The 15,392-nt window shown below is 34.2% G+C and carries 12 protein-coding genes; 8 read left to right on the forward strand and 4 right to left on the reverse strand.

The features are described 5' to 3' along the window. Positions 1 to 205: 205 nt before the first annotated feature. Positions 206 to 937, reverse strand: a complete 732-nt coding sequence (locus CBF36_RS11540) for a GNAT family N-acetyltransferase (protein ID WP_125958529.1) — start codon at positions 935 to 937, stop codon at positions 206 to 208. A gap of 141 nt (positions 938 to 1,078) precedes the next feature. On the opposite strand from CBF36_RS11540, the gene CBF36_RS11545 reads away from it, so the two are divergent. Then, complete coding sequence (locus CBF36_RS11545) at positions 1,079 to 1,549, forward strand: ASCH domain-containing protein (protein WP_125958530.1); 471 nt, start codon at positions 1,079 to 1,081, stop codon at positions 1,547 to 1,549. 400 nt (positions 1,550 to 1,949) lie between these two features. Continuing rightward, a complete protein-coding gene (locus CBF36_RS11550; protein WP_125958531.1) occupies positions 1,950 to 2,666 on the forward strand; it encodes an epoxyqueuosine reductase QueH in 717 nt (238 codons plus the stop codon). 42 nt (positions 2,667 to 2,708) lie between these two features. On the opposite strand, the gene CBF36_RS11555 is transcribed toward CBF36_RS11550, so the two are convergent. Continuing rightward, entirely contained in the window at positions 2,709 to 3,893 is a 1,185-nt protein-coding gene (locus CBF36_RS11555) for an iron-containing alcohol dehydrogenase (RefSeq protein WP_125958532.1), read from the reverse strand. A gap of 348 nt (positions 3,894 to 4,241) precedes the next feature. Here CBF36_RS11555 and CBF36_RS11560 point away from each other — a divergent pair, with 348 nt between their 5' ends. The 4 genes from CBF36_RS11560 to CBF36_RS11575 all read left to right on the forward strand — a co-directional run bounded on the left by CBF36_RS11560 (position 4,242) and on the right by CBF36_RS11575 (position 8,817). Next, positions 4,242 to 5,774: an L-lactate permease gene (locus CBF36_RS11560; protein ID WP_125958533.1), complete on the forward strand. Its 1,533-nt coding sequence runs from the start codon at positions 4,242 to 4,244 to the stop codon at positions 5,772 to 5,774. A 109-nt stretch (positions 5,775 to 5,883) separates the two neighbouring features. Then, positions 5,884 to 6,642 carry a (Fe-S)-binding protein gene (locus tag CBF36_RS11565; protein WP_125958534.1) on the forward strand — a complete coding sequence of 253 codons (759 nt, stop codon included), beginning with the start codon at positions 5,884 to 5,886 and terminating at the stop codon, positions 6,640 to 6,642. Next, complete coding sequence (locus CBF36_RS11570; RefSeq protein WP_125958535.1) at positions 6,642 to 8,114, forward strand: LutB/LldF family L-lactate oxidation iron-sulfur protein; 1,473 nt, start codon at positions 6,642 to 6,644, stop codon at positions 8,112 to 8,114. The genes CBF36_RS11565 and CBF36_RS11570 overlap by 1 nt, the downstream gene beginning before the upstream one ends. Then, positions 8,107 to 8,817, forward strand: a complete 711-nt coding sequence (locus CBF36_RS11575; protein WP_125958536.1) for a LutC/YkgG family protein — start codon at positions 8,107 to 8,109, stop codon at positions 8,815 to 8,817. Before CBF36_RS11570 ends, CBF36_RS11575 begins: the two co-directional genes overlap by 8 nt. A 44-nt stretch (positions 8,818 to 8,861) precedes the next feature. On the opposite strand, the gene CBF36_RS11580 is transcribed toward CBF36_RS11575, so the two are convergent. Continuing rightward, positions 8,862 to 9,845, reverse strand: a complete 984-nt coding sequence (locus CBF36_RS11580; protein WP_125958537.1) for a LacI family DNA-binding transcriptional regulator — start codon at positions 9,843 to 9,845, stop codon at positions 8,862 to 8,864. A 16-nt stretch (positions 9,846 to 9,861) separates the two neighbouring features. After that, positions 9,862 to 11,340, reverse strand: a complete 1,479-nt coding sequence (locus CBF36_RS11585) for a sucrose-6-phosphate hydrolase (RefSeq protein WP_125958538.1) — start codon at positions 11,338 to 11,340, stop codon at positions 9,862 to 9,864. Positions 11,341 to 11,565: 225 nt separating this feature from the next. Between CBF36_RS11585 and CBF36_RS11590 the strand changes: the two genes are divergently transcribed. Together CBF36_RS11590 and CBF36_RS11595 are read left to right on the forward strand one after the other, a co-directional pair. Beyond that, positions 11,566 to 13,530 carry a sucrose-specific PTS transporter subunit IIBC gene (locus CBF36_RS11590; RefSeq protein WP_125958539.1) on the forward strand — a complete coding sequence of 655 codons (1,965 nt, stop codon included), beginning with the start codon at positions 11,566 to 11,568 and terminating at the stop codon, positions 13,528 to 13,530. 174 nt (positions 13,531 to 13,704) lie between these two features. Beyond that, a partial coding sequence (locus CBF36_RS11595; protein ID WP_133306816.1) for a leucine-rich repeat protein occupies positions 13,705 to 15,392 on the forward strand: 1,688 nt, incomplete at its 3' end.

The following is a 15,392-nucleotide window of genomic DNA, read 5'->3' on the forward strand; positions in this document are numbered from 1 at the left end:
ACATAAGGAAATTAACTGCCTATAGGCAGTTGAAAAGTACGAATGAACTCAAAAATAAGGATTTAAAAATGATATTTTCATTCTTAAATCCTTATTTCTTTATTTTAGAGACTTTTGGGTCAGCCTCGTTAAATTTTTTATAAGGTAATTATCTAATTTTTTCTTTTAAACGTGTCAGTGTTTACATAAGCGACGTTATACTTAGTTAAATTTCAGAAATAATAATTTCAGACCAACCTACTTTACAACCAGCATTAATAGCAACATTCATTGAATCTATATGAGAAAGAGATGTACTGTATACAGGTATAATATTTGGTTGTTCTTTTTGTATGGTGGATATTAATGTTTTAACTAGCTTAGTTGCAATTCCTTTTTCATTATAATTTTTATCTAATATTTCAATCCCTATTTCCCATGTGTACTTACCATTTTTATTAGCTCCGCAAACAGCAATTAAAACATTATTAACATAATATCCAAATCCTATTTGATCGGGGTCTTGTTCAGAATAGCAGAATGATTCTGTAATCTGTTTATTCTGTTTAAAATTAAAGATATCATCTTGATTAAAGCGTTGGAATTTTAAATCTATATTTTCTGAATTAATTAATTTGTTAGGAATAAAAAAAGGAGCAACACGTTCAATCTTTAATTGATATTTTTTTAAAGTATTGTTTAACTTATAAATATTGTCCATTTCTAAAAACCATTCTGCATTTATGTTGGAGTACATATTTTTTAATTCTTCAGTTAAGGATTCAATTTCAGTTCTTACAAAAATTTTATTTTTAAAACAAACAATATCAGCTTTATTTCTAGCCCAATAACGTGCATCAGAGTTACTAGCTGATGTTAAGAAAAGACTATTATTAAATTGTTCGCTATCACAATTAAAATCAGTTTTAAATTGTTTTATCAATAGTTCTTTATACATATTATTTTCTCCAGCATCTAAAAATTATTTTGTTAGATATATTATAGCATTGAATGGTATTATAATTATAGGTTAACATAATGTGGCATTATACCAAGTTGAATAATATGATATATTAGTTACTAAAAAAGGCGGGTTATTATGAATAAAAAACAACAATTATTTTGGGAAGAATTCAAAAGTAAACATCAACATTTAGCTGAGATAAAGCTTGGATCTGCATGGAGTTTTGGGGATTCTCCTGCAATGGCTGACAGATTGGCAAATTTAGTTTTAAACGGAGAAAAGACAACAACTACAGGCTCATTAATTGAGTATGAAATTGACAATGAAGAAGTACCGGAAGTTGATATGACTCTTTTTGATATTTTATTAAACGGAAAAGAAGAGCCAGTAGCTATTTTAAGAACTATCGACATCTATGTAACACCATTTAATAAGGTTACAGAAGAACATGCCTTTAAAGAAGGAGAAGGAGATAAAACATTATCTAATTGGCGTAAGTCACATCAAGCATACTGGGAAAGGATTTTTGAAGAACTTAATGTAAAAATTGATATTCCTACAATGGACGTTGTGTGTGAGGAACTTGAGGTTTTTTGGAGACCATAAAATTAGTTATTTAACTTGTTGATTAACATAATCACCATTTTACGAAGTACCATACCTACCAATACATTGAGACACCCACTTTGTGAATCCCAACTGGTCTACCTCAATACTAAAAAGGAATCCCATCAAATGGCGATTCTTTTTTGCCAAGATAGTGACATTTTAAAAAGACTTTTAGAGAAAAAGGTTATTTAATTTACTGGGATAATAGAAGGTTTTGGACAAAATCTAGACCATTTTGAAGCTATTCTTATTGATAGAGAATAATGGAAATTTTTATTGTAGAGTTCTTTATTGTAAAAAATCATGGACATAACTTTAAAAATATCACTAATATGACAACAAAACATGTAACTTTGATATAATAAAACAAAATAGATGCAATAAAGGAGTATTAGTGATGGATTCGATGGACATTATAAGTAACTTGAAAAATCAAACAATCAATTATGATAGTGTGTTGTTAAAGTTAATTCAAACATGGCAAAAAGAGGAAACACGTCCAAAGATTTTACTTCATAGTTGTTGTGCTCCTTGCAGTACCTACACATTAGAATTTTTAACGGATTACGCAGATGTTACGATATACTTTGCCAACTCCAATATTTATCCAGAGAGTGAATATAAAAGACGAGCGATGGTGCAACAAGAATTTGTAGACACTTTTAATCGTGAGTATCATAAAGAAGTAGCATTTATTGAAGCCAAGTATGAGCCAAATATTTTTATCCAAACGATGACTAAAAAAGGATTGGCGAATGAGCCTGAGGGTGGCGCACGTTGTGAAAGTTGTTTTCAGATGAGACTAGACATAGTAGCTGAAGAAGCACAAAAAAGAGGATTTGATTACTTTGGGAGTGCGCTAACTATTTCACCTAAAAAAGATGCTCAATTGATTAATACAATTGGACTTGATATTCAGAAACTATATGATGTGGCTTATTTACCAAGTGACTTCAAAAAAAGAGGAGGCTATCAAAGGTCGATTGAATTATGTAAAGAGTATGACGTTTATCGTCAATGTTATTGTGGGTGTGTATTTGCTGCTAAAAAACAAGGTATTGATTTAAAAACAATCAATAAAGAAGCAAGACACTATTTAAAAGAAATTGAATAATAAAAAGCATTTCTCAAGAAAAAAGAGAAATGCTTTTTTGTTTTAAAATGTCATAGGTGTTAGTGAGTGTGTATAGATGGCTAATACATCATCAGCACTAAGTGGCACGTAAGCATTTTTACTAATACTTGAGTGTTTAACTGCTTGCTCAGCCATTTCTTTTAATAAAGAAGCATCTATTCCTACTTCTGGTAGAGTCATTGGGACGCCCCATTTCACAAAAGTATCATAAGTTTGTTGAATGGCTTCTTTTGCTGTGATGTATAGGTCCTCATTTAGCTCTAAATCAAACACGCGATGTCCATATAAAGCAAAACGTTCGACTGTGTCATCATTTAAGACATGTTCCATCCATCTAGGAGTTAAAATCGCTAAACCAATACCATGAGTAATATCGTAATAGGCACTTAACTCATGTTCCATTGGGTGACATGACCAAACGCCAGTTTTTCCATTTCCAGTCAAACCATTCAGTGCTAAAGAGCTTGCCCACATTAAATTAGCACGAGCTTCATAGTTTGTTGGCTCTGTTAAAGCAGTTGGTGTGTAATGTAAGACAGTTCTCATTAAACCTTCAGCAATACCATCTTGAACCATGGTATCAGTTGTCTGATTGAAATAATTTTCAATTAAATGACTAAAAATATCTGCTGAACCAGCCATTGTTTGATAGGTTGGAACAGAAAATGTGTAAGTTGGATCTAAAATCGACACTTTAGGTGTCACTAGGCGTGTATGGAAACTTAGTTTTTCTTTTGTTTCTTCATTCGTGATAACTGATCCCCAGTTCATTTCAGAACCTGTTGCTGCAATCGTTAATATGGTGACAATTGGTAGAGCTTTTGTTAACTCAATCCCATCATTAACAACGAAGTCCCAAGGGTTTCCATCATAGAATACACCTGCTGCAATAGCTTTAGAGCAATCGATTGTTGAACCTCCACCAACAGATAAAATGACATCCACATGATTCTCTTTACAAAGTTCAACGCCTTTTATGACGGTACTAAGTCTAGGATTAGGTTCTATTCCACCTAATTCAATGATTTTAGCATCATTTCCAACTAGTTGGTAAATGTCATCATATAATCCACTTCGCTTAATACTGCCACCACCGTAAGTTAACAACACTGTTTTTCCGTATTGTTCTAATACATTTGGTAATTGCTGTAATTGATTTTTTCCAAATAAAATATTAGTTGGTGCATGAAAGTCAAAATTCTTCATCATTATTCCCCATTTCTATGAGGTTATTGTCTTATGTTTGGAAAGAATTGTCAATGATATACTCTTTTTGGTAATGTTTTGATCAACTTTTTAATAATCGTATTTTGTTATTTTTGTTTTATAGAATGAGTTGTATATTAGTTAAATTTAATAATTTAACGTTTTCATTGATAAAAAGATAAATAATATGGTTATTTTACTTTTTGATATGTTAAAGTATATATAGTTAGGTTATATATTTGTTATTTTAATTATTTAGTTGTTTTTATTCTTTTATACTTGTATTAAGATAGGAGGTGTCTTTAAATTAGTTTTTATGTATTCTAACTTTAAAATGGAGGGTGAAACATGGATTTATTGAAAACTTTTGTCGCAATTATTCCAATAGTATGGCTAATCTTATCTTTAGGGGTTTTTCATATACGGGGAGATTTAGCTTGTATGATTGGATTTGTTGGAACGATTATTTTAAGTATGATTGGTTTTGGTTTTTCATTTGTGCATAGTATCACAGCAGGACTAGAAGGTGTGATGATGGCATTTTGGCCAATTATTTATGTCATCGTATCAGCGGTATTTATTTACAACATCAGTAAAGAATCTGGTGGGATGGATACTATCATGTCAATGCTTACGTCACTGACGAAAGATATGAGGATTTTAGTGTTATTACTAGCATGGGGATTAGGAGGCTTTTTAGAAGCTGTTGCTGGGTTTGGTACAGCAGTGGCTATCCCAGCAAGTATTTTAGTGATGTTAGGGATGGAACCAATTAAAGCTGCGATTGTGTGTTTGATTGCCAATACGTCACCAACAGCTTTTGGGGCAGTTGGCTTACCAGTTACAACATTAGCAAAAGTAACAGGACTTGATGTGATACAAGTATCTTATTTTGTTTCTATTCAATTATTCGCTTTAATCATGTTGATTCCATTTGTTTTAGTTTATATTACAGATGGTCGTGGGATGAAAGCTTTTAAAGGTGGAGGAGTATTGCCTGCTACTCTGTTAGCTGGATTAACATTTGCTGTGCCACAAATCTTTATTACAAAATATATGGGGCCTGAATTACCATCAATTGTTGGGTCGTTAGTTTGCTTGTTAACATTGGTTATTATCACAAAGATTCAAAAAAATGATGTTAAAAGTGATGACAAAGAAGAAAATTCAACTAGTCAAAAAGTGAAAGCTTGGTTGCCATTTATTTTTGTGTTCTTTTTAATTATTTTTAGCTCATCATTATTTCCATCTATTAACAATGCGTTGGCAAGTGTGAAGACAAGTTTACATATTTACAATGGCCCAAATGCTAAACCACTTGATATTGACTGGTTATCTTCTCCAGGTACGTTAATCTTTTTAGCAAGTTTTTTAGGAGGGGCTATTCAAGGATTGTCCTTTGGAAAAATGATTGCTATTTTATGGGATACTATTAAACAATTAGGAAAAACGATTATTACAGTTTGTTCAATCGTTGGGCTATCTAAAGTCATGGGATACAGTGGGATGATTGATACAATCGCTGTGACATTAGTTGCTTTAACTGGTCCGTTTTATCCAGTTATTTCACCGATTATTGGGGTATTAGGAACCTTTATTACAGGTAGTGATACATCCTCAAACGTGCTATTTGGTGACTTGCAAGTTCAAGCAGCTAATACATTGAAAATTAATCCTTATTGGTTAGCAGCTGCAAATATGGCAGGAGCGACAGCAGGTAAAATGATTTCACCACAAAGTATAGCCATTGCGACAGGCGCAACTGGTCTAGATGGAGAAGAAGGGGTTATTCTCAAAAAAGCGCTGTTTTATTGTCTATTATACACAGTCATTTTATGTTTAGTTGTGGTTGGTATAGGGAAGATGATGAATTATTTATAAAAATGGTATAGAAACCATAATAAATTCTTTGTGAAAGTGTTTCAATTAGTTTGACAGTGGTAAAATAAGGTTGTATTAAAAAAACAAGTTGTTGCTTGGAGGAGTCAAAATGAAGGTAAGCATATTTACTAGCTGTGTCGTCGATTTAATGTTTCCAAATGTTGGGATTGCCATGGTCGAGGTACTAGAACGATTGGGATGTGAGGTAGATTTTCCAGAAAAACAAATTTGCTGTGGTCAACCAACGTTCAATAGTGGTTATGAAAAGAAGAGTAAAGCAACACTCATCAATCAATTGGAAGCTTTTGAAAACTCAGACTATGTTGTAGGTGGAGCGGGTTCTTGCGTTGGTATGTTACGTGAGTATCCAGAATTGTTGAAGGATGATGAAGTTTATTATCCTAAAGCAGTTGAATTAGCAGAAAAAACATATGAATTTAGTCAATTTATTTACCGAGTATTAGGACTAACAGATGTAGGTGCTTGTTATGAAGGCAGAGCAACGTATCATCGCTCTTGTCACATGACACGTTTGTTAGGTGAAAGAGAAGCACCGTTTGTATTACTGGATAATGTTGAAGGCTTAGAGATGATTCCATTAGGCCATATTGAAAATTGTTGTGGTTTTGGTGGGACATTCTCAGTGAAAATGCCAGAGATATCTGAGCAAATGGTCACAGAAAAAATGAATGACGTGATTAACACCGGAGCTGACATCTTAATCAGTGCGGATATGGGGTGCTTGATGAATATCGGTGGTAAGTTTAACCGAGATGGTAATCCTATCAAAATCATGCACATCGCAGAAATATTAAATTCAAATGTTGACAACAGTCGAATTCAATTATCTAGCGAGGTGGCAAACTAATGGGATTAACAACAAGTACAAAACCATTTAAAGAGCGATTAGAAGATAGTAAAAAAGATGTGTTTATGCAACAAGCTGTCGCTAAAGCGCAAGACGCACAATGGGTAAAACGTGAAGGTGCTCGTGATAAGTTAGGTAACTGGCAAGAGTGGCGTGAATTAGGTGAGAGTATTAGACAACACACCATTGCTTATTTACCAGATTATTTGGAGCAATTTAGTGATAATGTTGCTAAACAAGGTGGGCATGTTTATTTTGCTCAAACAGCTGAGGAAGCCAATGAGTATGTGAAACAAATTGTTTTAGAAAAAAATGCAAAAAAAATTGTTAAGTCTAAATCAATGGTTACAACGGAAGTAGATGTAGACCCAATGCTGTTAACACTTGATGGCGTGAGCGTGATGGAAACAGACTTAGCAGAATTTATTTTACAAATGGATGATTGGGACGAACCATCGCATATTGTGTTTCCAAGTATTCATAAAAATAGAGAACAAATTCGTTCAGTCTTTGAGAAGAAACTTGGCTATAAAGGAGACAATGATCCAGTTAATTTAGCTAGATGTGCCCGTGAAGTCATGAGAAAATTTTTCCTTGAAGCAGAAGTGGGGATTACGGGTTGTAACTTTGCGATTGCAGATAGTGGCATGATTAACTTGGATACAAATGAAGGAAATGCTGATTTGACGATTAGTATTCCTAAAACACAAATTGTCTTAATGGGAATGGAACGCATCGTCCCAACAATGAAAGAAGCAGAAGTGTTAGATAACTTGTTAGCTCGAAGTGCAGTTGGCCAAAGCTTGACGACTTATGTGACGTTTGCTGGTCAAAAACGGGCGGATGAATCTGACGGACCAGAAGATTTTCATGTGATTATTGTAGATAACGGTCGATCAAATGCATTAGGTTCAGCATTTCAATCAGTCTTACAATGTATTCGTTGTGGCTCATGCTTAAATGTATGTCCTGTTTACCGTCACATTGGAGGACATGGTTATGGTTCTATTTATCCTGGTCCAATTGGAGCTGTTTTATCTCCGGTGTTAGGTGGTTATAAACAGTTTGGAGAGTTACCTTATGCGTCAAGTTTATGTGGTGCTTGTACGGAAACGTGTCCTGTTAAAATTCCGTTACATGAATTATTAATTGAGCACCGTAAAGTGATGACAGATGATTTGAAAATGAAACATGGATTTGAAGATTTCCAAATGAAAGTTATTGGTAGTGGAACAGCCTCACCATTTTTATTCAATTCAGCTATTCACATGGCACATGGTGGAATGGGGATGTTAAGTAAAAAATCACCAACATCTGTTACGAATATGTATCAATTCGGTGGATTTATTAACAAAGGTCCAGGGTTAGTTAAAGGTTGGACGGATGTTAGAGACTTACCAAGACCACCTAAATACAAAGATAGTTTTAGAAAATGGTTTAAAGATCATAAGGCAGGTGCAAATAATGACTAATATTCATAACCGTGATAAATTTTTAGCTAACTTACATGAAAAACTTGGAACAACACCTTTAAATGTCGCAGATCATCCTTATATTCCAGTGAATGATTTGCCTCAAACACACTTAGCAGATAAAAGTGTGGATGAATTATTAGGGATTTGTAAAGAAAAAGTACAAGACATTCATACCGAGTTGTTAGATATTCCGTCAACTGAGTTACATGACACGTTGAAATCACTGATTGAACAATCAGGAAATGGAAACATTTTGCTACCTAAAGATGATCGTTTTTCTAAAGAGCTATTAGATTTCCTAGAAACAGAATACAGCTCATCTATCTCTTATTGGGATGAAGGAGAAGAGTATCGCGATAGTAATATAAAAAAAGCAGAAGAAGCCAATGTCGTGATTGCCAATGCAGATTTTATGTTAGCAGAATCTGGATCAATCGTAGTGGAAACAACACCTGGTCAAGGTCGTTCGTTACACTTTTTACCAACACATTATATTTCACTGATTAAAAAAAGCAGTATTGTGGCTCGTTCTACTCAAGCAGCCAATTATTTTGCTGAAAAAATTGAAAAAGGAGAGTCTGTCGGCTCAGCTATTCACTTTATTTCAGGACCTTCTAATTCAGGAGATATTGAAATGCAACTAGTTGTTGGACTTCATGGCCCGCTAAAAATGTATTATGTGGTATTAAATGACTTATAAACTAAACAAGCAAAAAGCATGTAGAAATTTTTCTACATGCTTTTTTAAATGGTTTTTCCTTGAATAAATGACACGGGTAAAAAATAATGTTCTTCAAAAAGTTGCTCAGGATTTTTAATTCGTTTCATCAATAAATCAATTAAAACATCAGCGTAATCATTCATTGGTTGAGCTAATGTGGTTAATTGAGGGAAGTATTGTTGAATAAACGTTGTCCCGTCATAGCCAATTAATTTTAAATCACCAGGTACCGTCAGGCCTAATTCTTGGCACTGATTGTAAACTAATAAAGCCGTCAAATCATCGGTACAAAATAATCCATCAAGGGTTTCATTTTCTAAAATACGTTTAATTTCAATGTTTTTTAAGGCGACTGATTGGTAGCCTTGGTCAAATTTAAATATTTTAGGTGTTAATTGATGTTCTTCAATGAAAGAAAGATACCCATTTAATCGTCTGTTAGTTGGTGAATTTGATTTTTGAGACCCTGTTAGCATTGCAATGTTTCTAGCACCTTTCATAAAAAGAGCCTCTGTTGCTAAATACCCTCCTTGAAAATTATCACTCCCAACAATGGGAATCCCATCTGCTAAATATCTATCAAACGAGACAATAGGTAAATCGATGTTTTCATATTCTTTAATACCAAGATTATGCGCTCCAGCGATTATCCCATCTACTTTATTTGCAGCTAACATATTAATGTAGTTTCTTTCTTTTTCTTTATTGTTAGCACTATCGCAAATAATGCATTTATATCCTTTTTCAAATAGTCGTGTTTCGATTTTGTCAATCAATTCACCATAAAAAGGATTAGAAACAGTCGGAAAAATTAACCCAATTAATTGCGTTTGTTTTCCTTGAAGCGATCTGGCTAAGCTATTTGGTTGATAGTTTAACTCTTTCATCGCTTGGTTGACTTTATCAATTGTTTTTTGACTTAAAGAGCCATAGTTATTAATGACACGTGAGACAGTTGTTGGCGATACGCCAGCTTTTTTTGCAACATCTGTTAATTTAATTGCCATAGATGCTTATCTTCCTTTATCTGTTTGTTTGTCGTAGTTCGTGATAGGTAACAGAAGAAGGGGCATCTGTGTTGATAGTGAAGTGTGTGTTCTTTGATGATGGAAAAACTCGAGCAGTGGCTACTTGCTCACCATCATTAATAAAGATTTCTACCAATGATTCATCTACAAATAGTTGAAGAGTTAATGGTTTTTGGCTAATAGAAAATTCTCTTTTTTCGCCATATTCACTCGCAAAGCCATCCCCTACATGACTACGATCGATAATCATTTTACCATAAGTTGTATCAAAGGAGATAGTCAATCCATTTTCTCCGTTTTCTTGAGTCATTAGATTGATTTGACCCTTATTTGAGTTTTGGCAATCAATTTGTAATTCATAACCATTTGTTTTTGCATCATATTGTATTGATTGGCTTTCAGGTAAGGTTATGCTATTTAGACGCAAAGCCTCTGTTTCTTTTGCGGGTAGTTGATACAGTTTATCATCTTTAATAATTAGCTCTTTAACAAGGCTTAAGCAATGTGCCCACCCATAGTCATCTGTTGGATAATTAATTTCTGGTAAGCCAATCCAACTAACTGCTAAGACACGACCGTCAGGACTATTAAATGCTTGTGTGGCATAGACGTCAAAACCTTCATCTAGATTTTTTAATTCTGTCGGATTAGTGATTGAGTTGCTTTCTAAGTCGTAATTATCTCCAATAATATACATATTTGGGTAGATATTATCATAATGACAAATCGATTTATCTAGACCTTGTGGACAGAAAAGAAGAAGCGCTCTATCATTTGAAAAGACCAAGTTTGGACATTCAACCATGAATCCCATTGGTTTATCGGTAAAGTTCAATTCCCCATTTAAAGTCCAATGTTGTAAATCATTGCTTGTATAAGTGAGTGCTTTTCCTTCATTTTTATCTGTTTGTGCTCCAATCACTAATAGGTAGCCATCTTTAAATGGAATGATTTGTGGGTCCCTAAATTCGTGAGAAAATCCAATTGGTGGGTGAGCAATCAAAGGTTCATCTATTTTTTTTATCTGATTATCTTTATCCATCCATGCACCCAGTTGGTAAGAGTGGCGTTGCCAATCATCATCACGTACATTTCCTGTATAGGCAAGTAATAATTTATCATCTACAGGTATCGCTGATCCTGAATAAACTCCGTGACTATCAAAAGAGGTATCAGGTTCTAAAGCCAATCCCTCATACTGCCAATCAATTAAGTTGTCAGAGGTTAGATGAGCCCAAGACTTAACCCCGTGAACTGGCCCAATTGGATAAGCTTGATAAAATAGTTGCCATTTTCCATTAAAGAAAGAAAAGCCATTGGGATCATTTAAAAGCCCAGTTTTAGGTTGGATGTGATAGCCTAATCGCCAAGGGGAATGGGTCACCGTTGTCACCAATTCTTCGATGTATTCTGAATCCCAATCGTTGTATTTTTTATATCTATCAGGTGTTGTCCAATCTTTTTTTAAAACCATAATGTTCCTCCTAGTAAGCGTATTCGATACATAAATAGTAAGGTATTTGTTCTTTTTTGTCAAACGTATAACAATTTTAAATAGACTTTATTTATAAGGTTTTATAGTTATTGATAAATAGATTAAATATTTTTTTGATAAACGTTTGACATTTTTGGGAAAAGATGACATAATCAAAATCAAGAAAAGCGATTACATCATAAACAGTTTGTAGGAGGAGAAACGATGGATTACAAAAAAGTCGCACAAGAGATAAATGATGCTTTAGGACAAGATAATTTACAAGCAGCCGCTCATTGTGCTACCCGTTTAAGGTTAGTATTGAAAGATTCAGGGAAAGTGAATCAAGTTGCCTTAGATAATATTGATGCGGTCAAAGGAACGTTTGAAGTAAACGGGCAATTTCAGATTATTATTGGGGCAGGTGAGGTTAATAAAGTCTATAAAGAATTAGTTGCTTTAACCAATGTTAAAGAAGTATCAACTTCAGAAGTTAAAGAAGAAGCCGTGACTGGAAAAAAACAAAATCCAATCATGGACTTTATTAAAGTATTATCTGATATTTTTGTTCCAATTGTTCCAGCGTTAGTTGCTGGTGGTTTGTTGATGGCGTTAAACAATGTCTTAACAGCTGAAAATTTATTTGGTACTCAATCAGTGGTTCAAATGTATCCGGTGTTACAAGATTATGCAGGTATTATTAATTTATTAGCTTCAGCGCCGTTTGCATTTTTACCAATTCTAGTAGGTTTTTCTGCAACCAAACGTTTTGGTGGTAACCCGTATCTAGGAGCGGCCATGGGGATGGCGATGGTTATGCCAGATTTAGTAAATGGGTATGGTGTAGCGAATGCTATTGCAGATGGTACAATGAATTATTGGCATATTTTTGGTATGGATGTTGCACAAGCTGGTTATCAAGGATCCGTTTTACCAGTTTTAGCTGTATCTTGGATTTTAGCAACATTAGAGAAGTTTTTCCATAAACGTATATCAAATGCTTTTGATTTTACGTTTACACCGATGTTAGCATTAATTATTACAGGTTTCTTGACTTTTATGTTCGTAGGACCTGTCATGCGTGGTGTATCTGATGGACTAACTGATGGGTTAGTGTGGCTATATGATACAACAGGAGCAATTGGGTTAGGCGTATTTGGTTTATTCTATTCACCTATTGTGATTACTGGATTACATCAAAGTTTTCCAGCCATTGAAACAACTCTTTTAGCAGAAGTAGCTAAAACAGGCGGTTCATTTATCTTCCCAGTGGCTTCTATGGCCAATGTGGCACAAGGTGGGGCAGCTTTAGCCGTGATGTTTTTAACAAAAAATGAAAAACAAAAAAGTTTAGCGACATCTGCTAGTATCTCAGCCTTACTTGGTATTACAGAACCAGCCATTTTTGGGGTTAACTTAAAACTTAAGTTTCCATTTATCTGTGCAATGATAGCTTCAGCTGTTGCAACAACATTTATTGGATTTTTCCATGTGTTAGCTGTTGCAATGGGACCTGCTAGTGTGATTGGTTTCATTTCAATTGCACCAAAATCAATTCCTTATTACATGATCGGGATTGTGATTAGTATTGTGGTTGCTTTTATTACAACTTATCTATATGGTAAGAAAAATGGTCATCTATTTGCAGAAGCTACTGTATCAGGTGCTGCATCTAATACAGCAGTAGAAATAAATGAAGATCCTGAAGAAAGCATTGAATCTGTTCAAGATGATGTGTTAGAATCTCCAATTGCGGGTGAAGTTGTTCAATTAAAAGAGGTCAATGATCCGGTATTTTCTCAAGAGATGATGGGAAAAGGGATTGCGATTTCTCCAACTGATGGCAACGTGTATGCCCCTGCTGATGGTGAGTTAACTATCGTGTATGATTCAAAACATGCGTACGGTATTATGACAGATAAAAAGGCAGAGGTATTAATCCATATTGGGATTGATACAGTTCAATTAAACGGTGAAGGATTTACAACTGAAAAAACAAGTGGTGACATAGTGAAGAAAGGTGATTTATTAGGAACAGTTGATCTAGACTTGTTAAAAGAAAAAGGCTATGATTCTACTGTTATGATGATTGTCACCAATACAAATGCTTTTAGTAATGTTGAAGCATTAAATAAAAAAGAAGTAGCAGCTAAAGAAGATTTGTTAGTTGTGACACAACCAACTGAATAATTTGAGAAACGCTTGTTATTGGGCTTACTAAGGTTGCCTGATAACAAGTTTTTTTTATTATATACAAGGGTTTATTTTAATATCCATCTTTAGGGACTTGACTTGATTCTTTCTAACGTTATAATTTAGATTAACAAAAATAAAAAATTAGGCATACCTAAAAAGGAGAAAAGAATGAAAAAAGTTTTATTATTTAGTACATTAATTTTGGTTGGATATCATATAGATAGCAGTGTTGTAGAGGCATCAGATATAAGAGATGAAGTCGTTATGTTGGATACGGAACAGGCAACACTTTTTAAAGATAGTCAAGGAGTCATATACAAAATCATTAATGATAAAGAAGGCCAATTAGAAGTTCAAGTGGGAGATGGTGAACAGCCGATTCCTAATTTATCAACTAACATCACTATTCCCCCATATATTGAGTTTGATGGAAAAGAATATGCGGTTACTCGTGTAGGGAGTTTTGCGTTTACAACGTATGAGGATGAGGCAGGGCAGATTGCTGAAGCAGGTTCAAATGTTGAAACTCTCTCGTTGCCAAGTAGCATTAGAAATATAGAAGATAAAGCGTTTTATAGTGCTATTCATTTAATGTCTGTTTCCATTCCAAAAGAAAGTCAATTGGAGTCAATTGGTGATAATGCTTTTGCATTTTCAGGGTTAAATCAATTTTCTTTACCAGACTCAGTAACAACTATTGGAAAGAATGCTTTTACATTTAATCACAGTTTATCTTCCTTTGATATTTCGAAAGCGTCTAAATTGGCATCTATTGGTGAGGGAGCTTTTAGAACAAATAAAAAATTACGCTCATTCTATCTGCCGAAAAATGTGACCACTATTGGTACATTTCCTTTTTCAGGTGCAATTGCTCTAGAAGATATTTCAGTTGATGATGAGAATCAAGTGTATTCATCAAATGAAGGCGTATTATTTAATAAAAATCAAACAGAATTAATCACGTATCCTGCTGATAAATATGCAAGGGAATACGTTGTTCCGGATACAGTGACGGTGATTAGTGAGAATGCATTTGAATACAATACTGGGCTAAAAAAGATTGCCTTAAATAATAACTTAGAAAAAATAGATAATTTGGCATTCAAAAACATGTTGAAATTAGAAGAAGTATCACTAGGGAATAAAATCGAGCACATTGGTCGTTTAGCATTTTATAGTATTCCTAATTTGAAAAGCTTAACCATTCCTGATTCTGTTGTATCATATGGAAAAAATCCTTTTTATGAATTGAGTGGATTATCCGATATTAAATTTGGTAACCGAACACAAGAAATTCCTAATGGGTTTATGGGTGGAGATTTTGCTAGTTTGGCATCAGTCACGTTTTCTGCACCAAATTTATCGGTTTCTGAAGAGGCATTAAATTTTTCGTCTTATACAGATATTAATAATATTCAATTTGTGGTAGCAACAGATAATGATAAAGTAAAAATAGTTGATACTTTAAAAGTTGATGAGAATAATGTTTTAGTGGAAACACCAAGTGAAGTGGAAACACCAAGTGAAGTGGAAACACCAAGTGAAGTGGAAACACCAAGTGAAGTGGAAACATCAAGTGAAGTGGAAACGCCAAGTGAAGTGGAAACACCAAGTGAAGTGGAAACACCAAGTGAAGTGGAAGCACCAAGTGAAGTGGAAACACCAAGTGAAGTGGAAACACCAAGTGAAGTGGAAACACCAAGTGAAGTGGAAACGCCAAGTGAAGTGGAAACACCAAGTGAAGTGGAAACACCAAGTGAAGTGGAAACACCAAGTGAAGTGGAAACACCAAGTGAAGTGGAAACACCAAGTGAAGTGGAAACACCAAGTGAAGTGGAAACACCAAGTGAAGTGGA

This window comes from Vagococcus bubulae (assembly GCF_003950315.1).
Taxonomy (GTDB): domain Bacteria; phylum Bacillota; class Bacilli; order Lactobacillales; family Vagococcaceae; genus Vagococcus; species Vagococcus bubulae.

What these genes read in the sequence shown, in the direction of transcription:
- CBF36_RS11540 (WP_125958529.1), bottom strand. Translation starts at nt 937, where the DNA reads ATGTATAAAGAACTATTGATAAAACAATTTAAAACTGATTTTAATTGT.
- CBF36_RS11545 (WP_125958530.1), top strand. Translation starts at nt 1,079, where the DNA reads ATGAATAAAAAACAACAATTATTTTGGGAAGAATTCAAAAGTAAACAT.
- CBF36_RS11550 (WP_125958531.1), top strand. Translation starts at nt 1,950, where the DNA reads ATGGATTCGATGGACATTATAAGTAACTTGAAAAATCAAACAATCAAT.
- CBF36_RS11555 (WP_125958532.1), bottom strand. Translation starts at nt 3,893, where the DNA reads ATGAAGAATTTTGACTTTCATGCACCAACTAATATTTTATTTGGAAAA.
- CBF36_RS11560 (WP_125958533.1), top strand. Translation starts at nt 4,242, where the DNA reads ATGGATTTATTGAAAACTTTTGTCGCAATTATTCCAATAGTATGGCTA.
- CBF36_RS11565 (WP_125958534.1), top strand. Translation starts at nt 5,884, where the DNA reads ATGAAGGTAAGCATATTTACTAGCTGTGTCGTCGATTTAATGTTTCCA.
- CBF36_RS11570 (WP_125958535.1), top strand. Translation starts at nt 6,642, where the DNA reads ATGGGATTAACAACAAGTACAAAACCATTTAAAGAGCGATTAGAAGAT.
- CBF36_RS11575 (WP_125958536.1), top strand. Translation starts at nt 8,107, where the DNA reads ATGACTAATATTCATAACCGTGATAAATTTTTAGCTAACTTACATGAA.
- CBF36_RS11580 (WP_125958537.1), bottom strand. Translation starts at nt 9,845, where the DNA reads ATGGCAATTAAATTAACAGATGTTGCAAAAAAAGCTGGCGTATCGCCA.
- CBF36_RS11585 (WP_125958538.1), bottom strand. Translation starts at nt 11,340, where the DNA reads ATGGTTTTAAAAAAAGATTGGACAACACCTGATAGATATAAAAAATAC.
- CBF36_RS11590 (WP_125958539.1), top strand. Translation starts at nt 11,566, where the DNA reads ATGGATTACAAAAAAGTCGCACAAGAGATAAATGATGCTTTAGGACAA.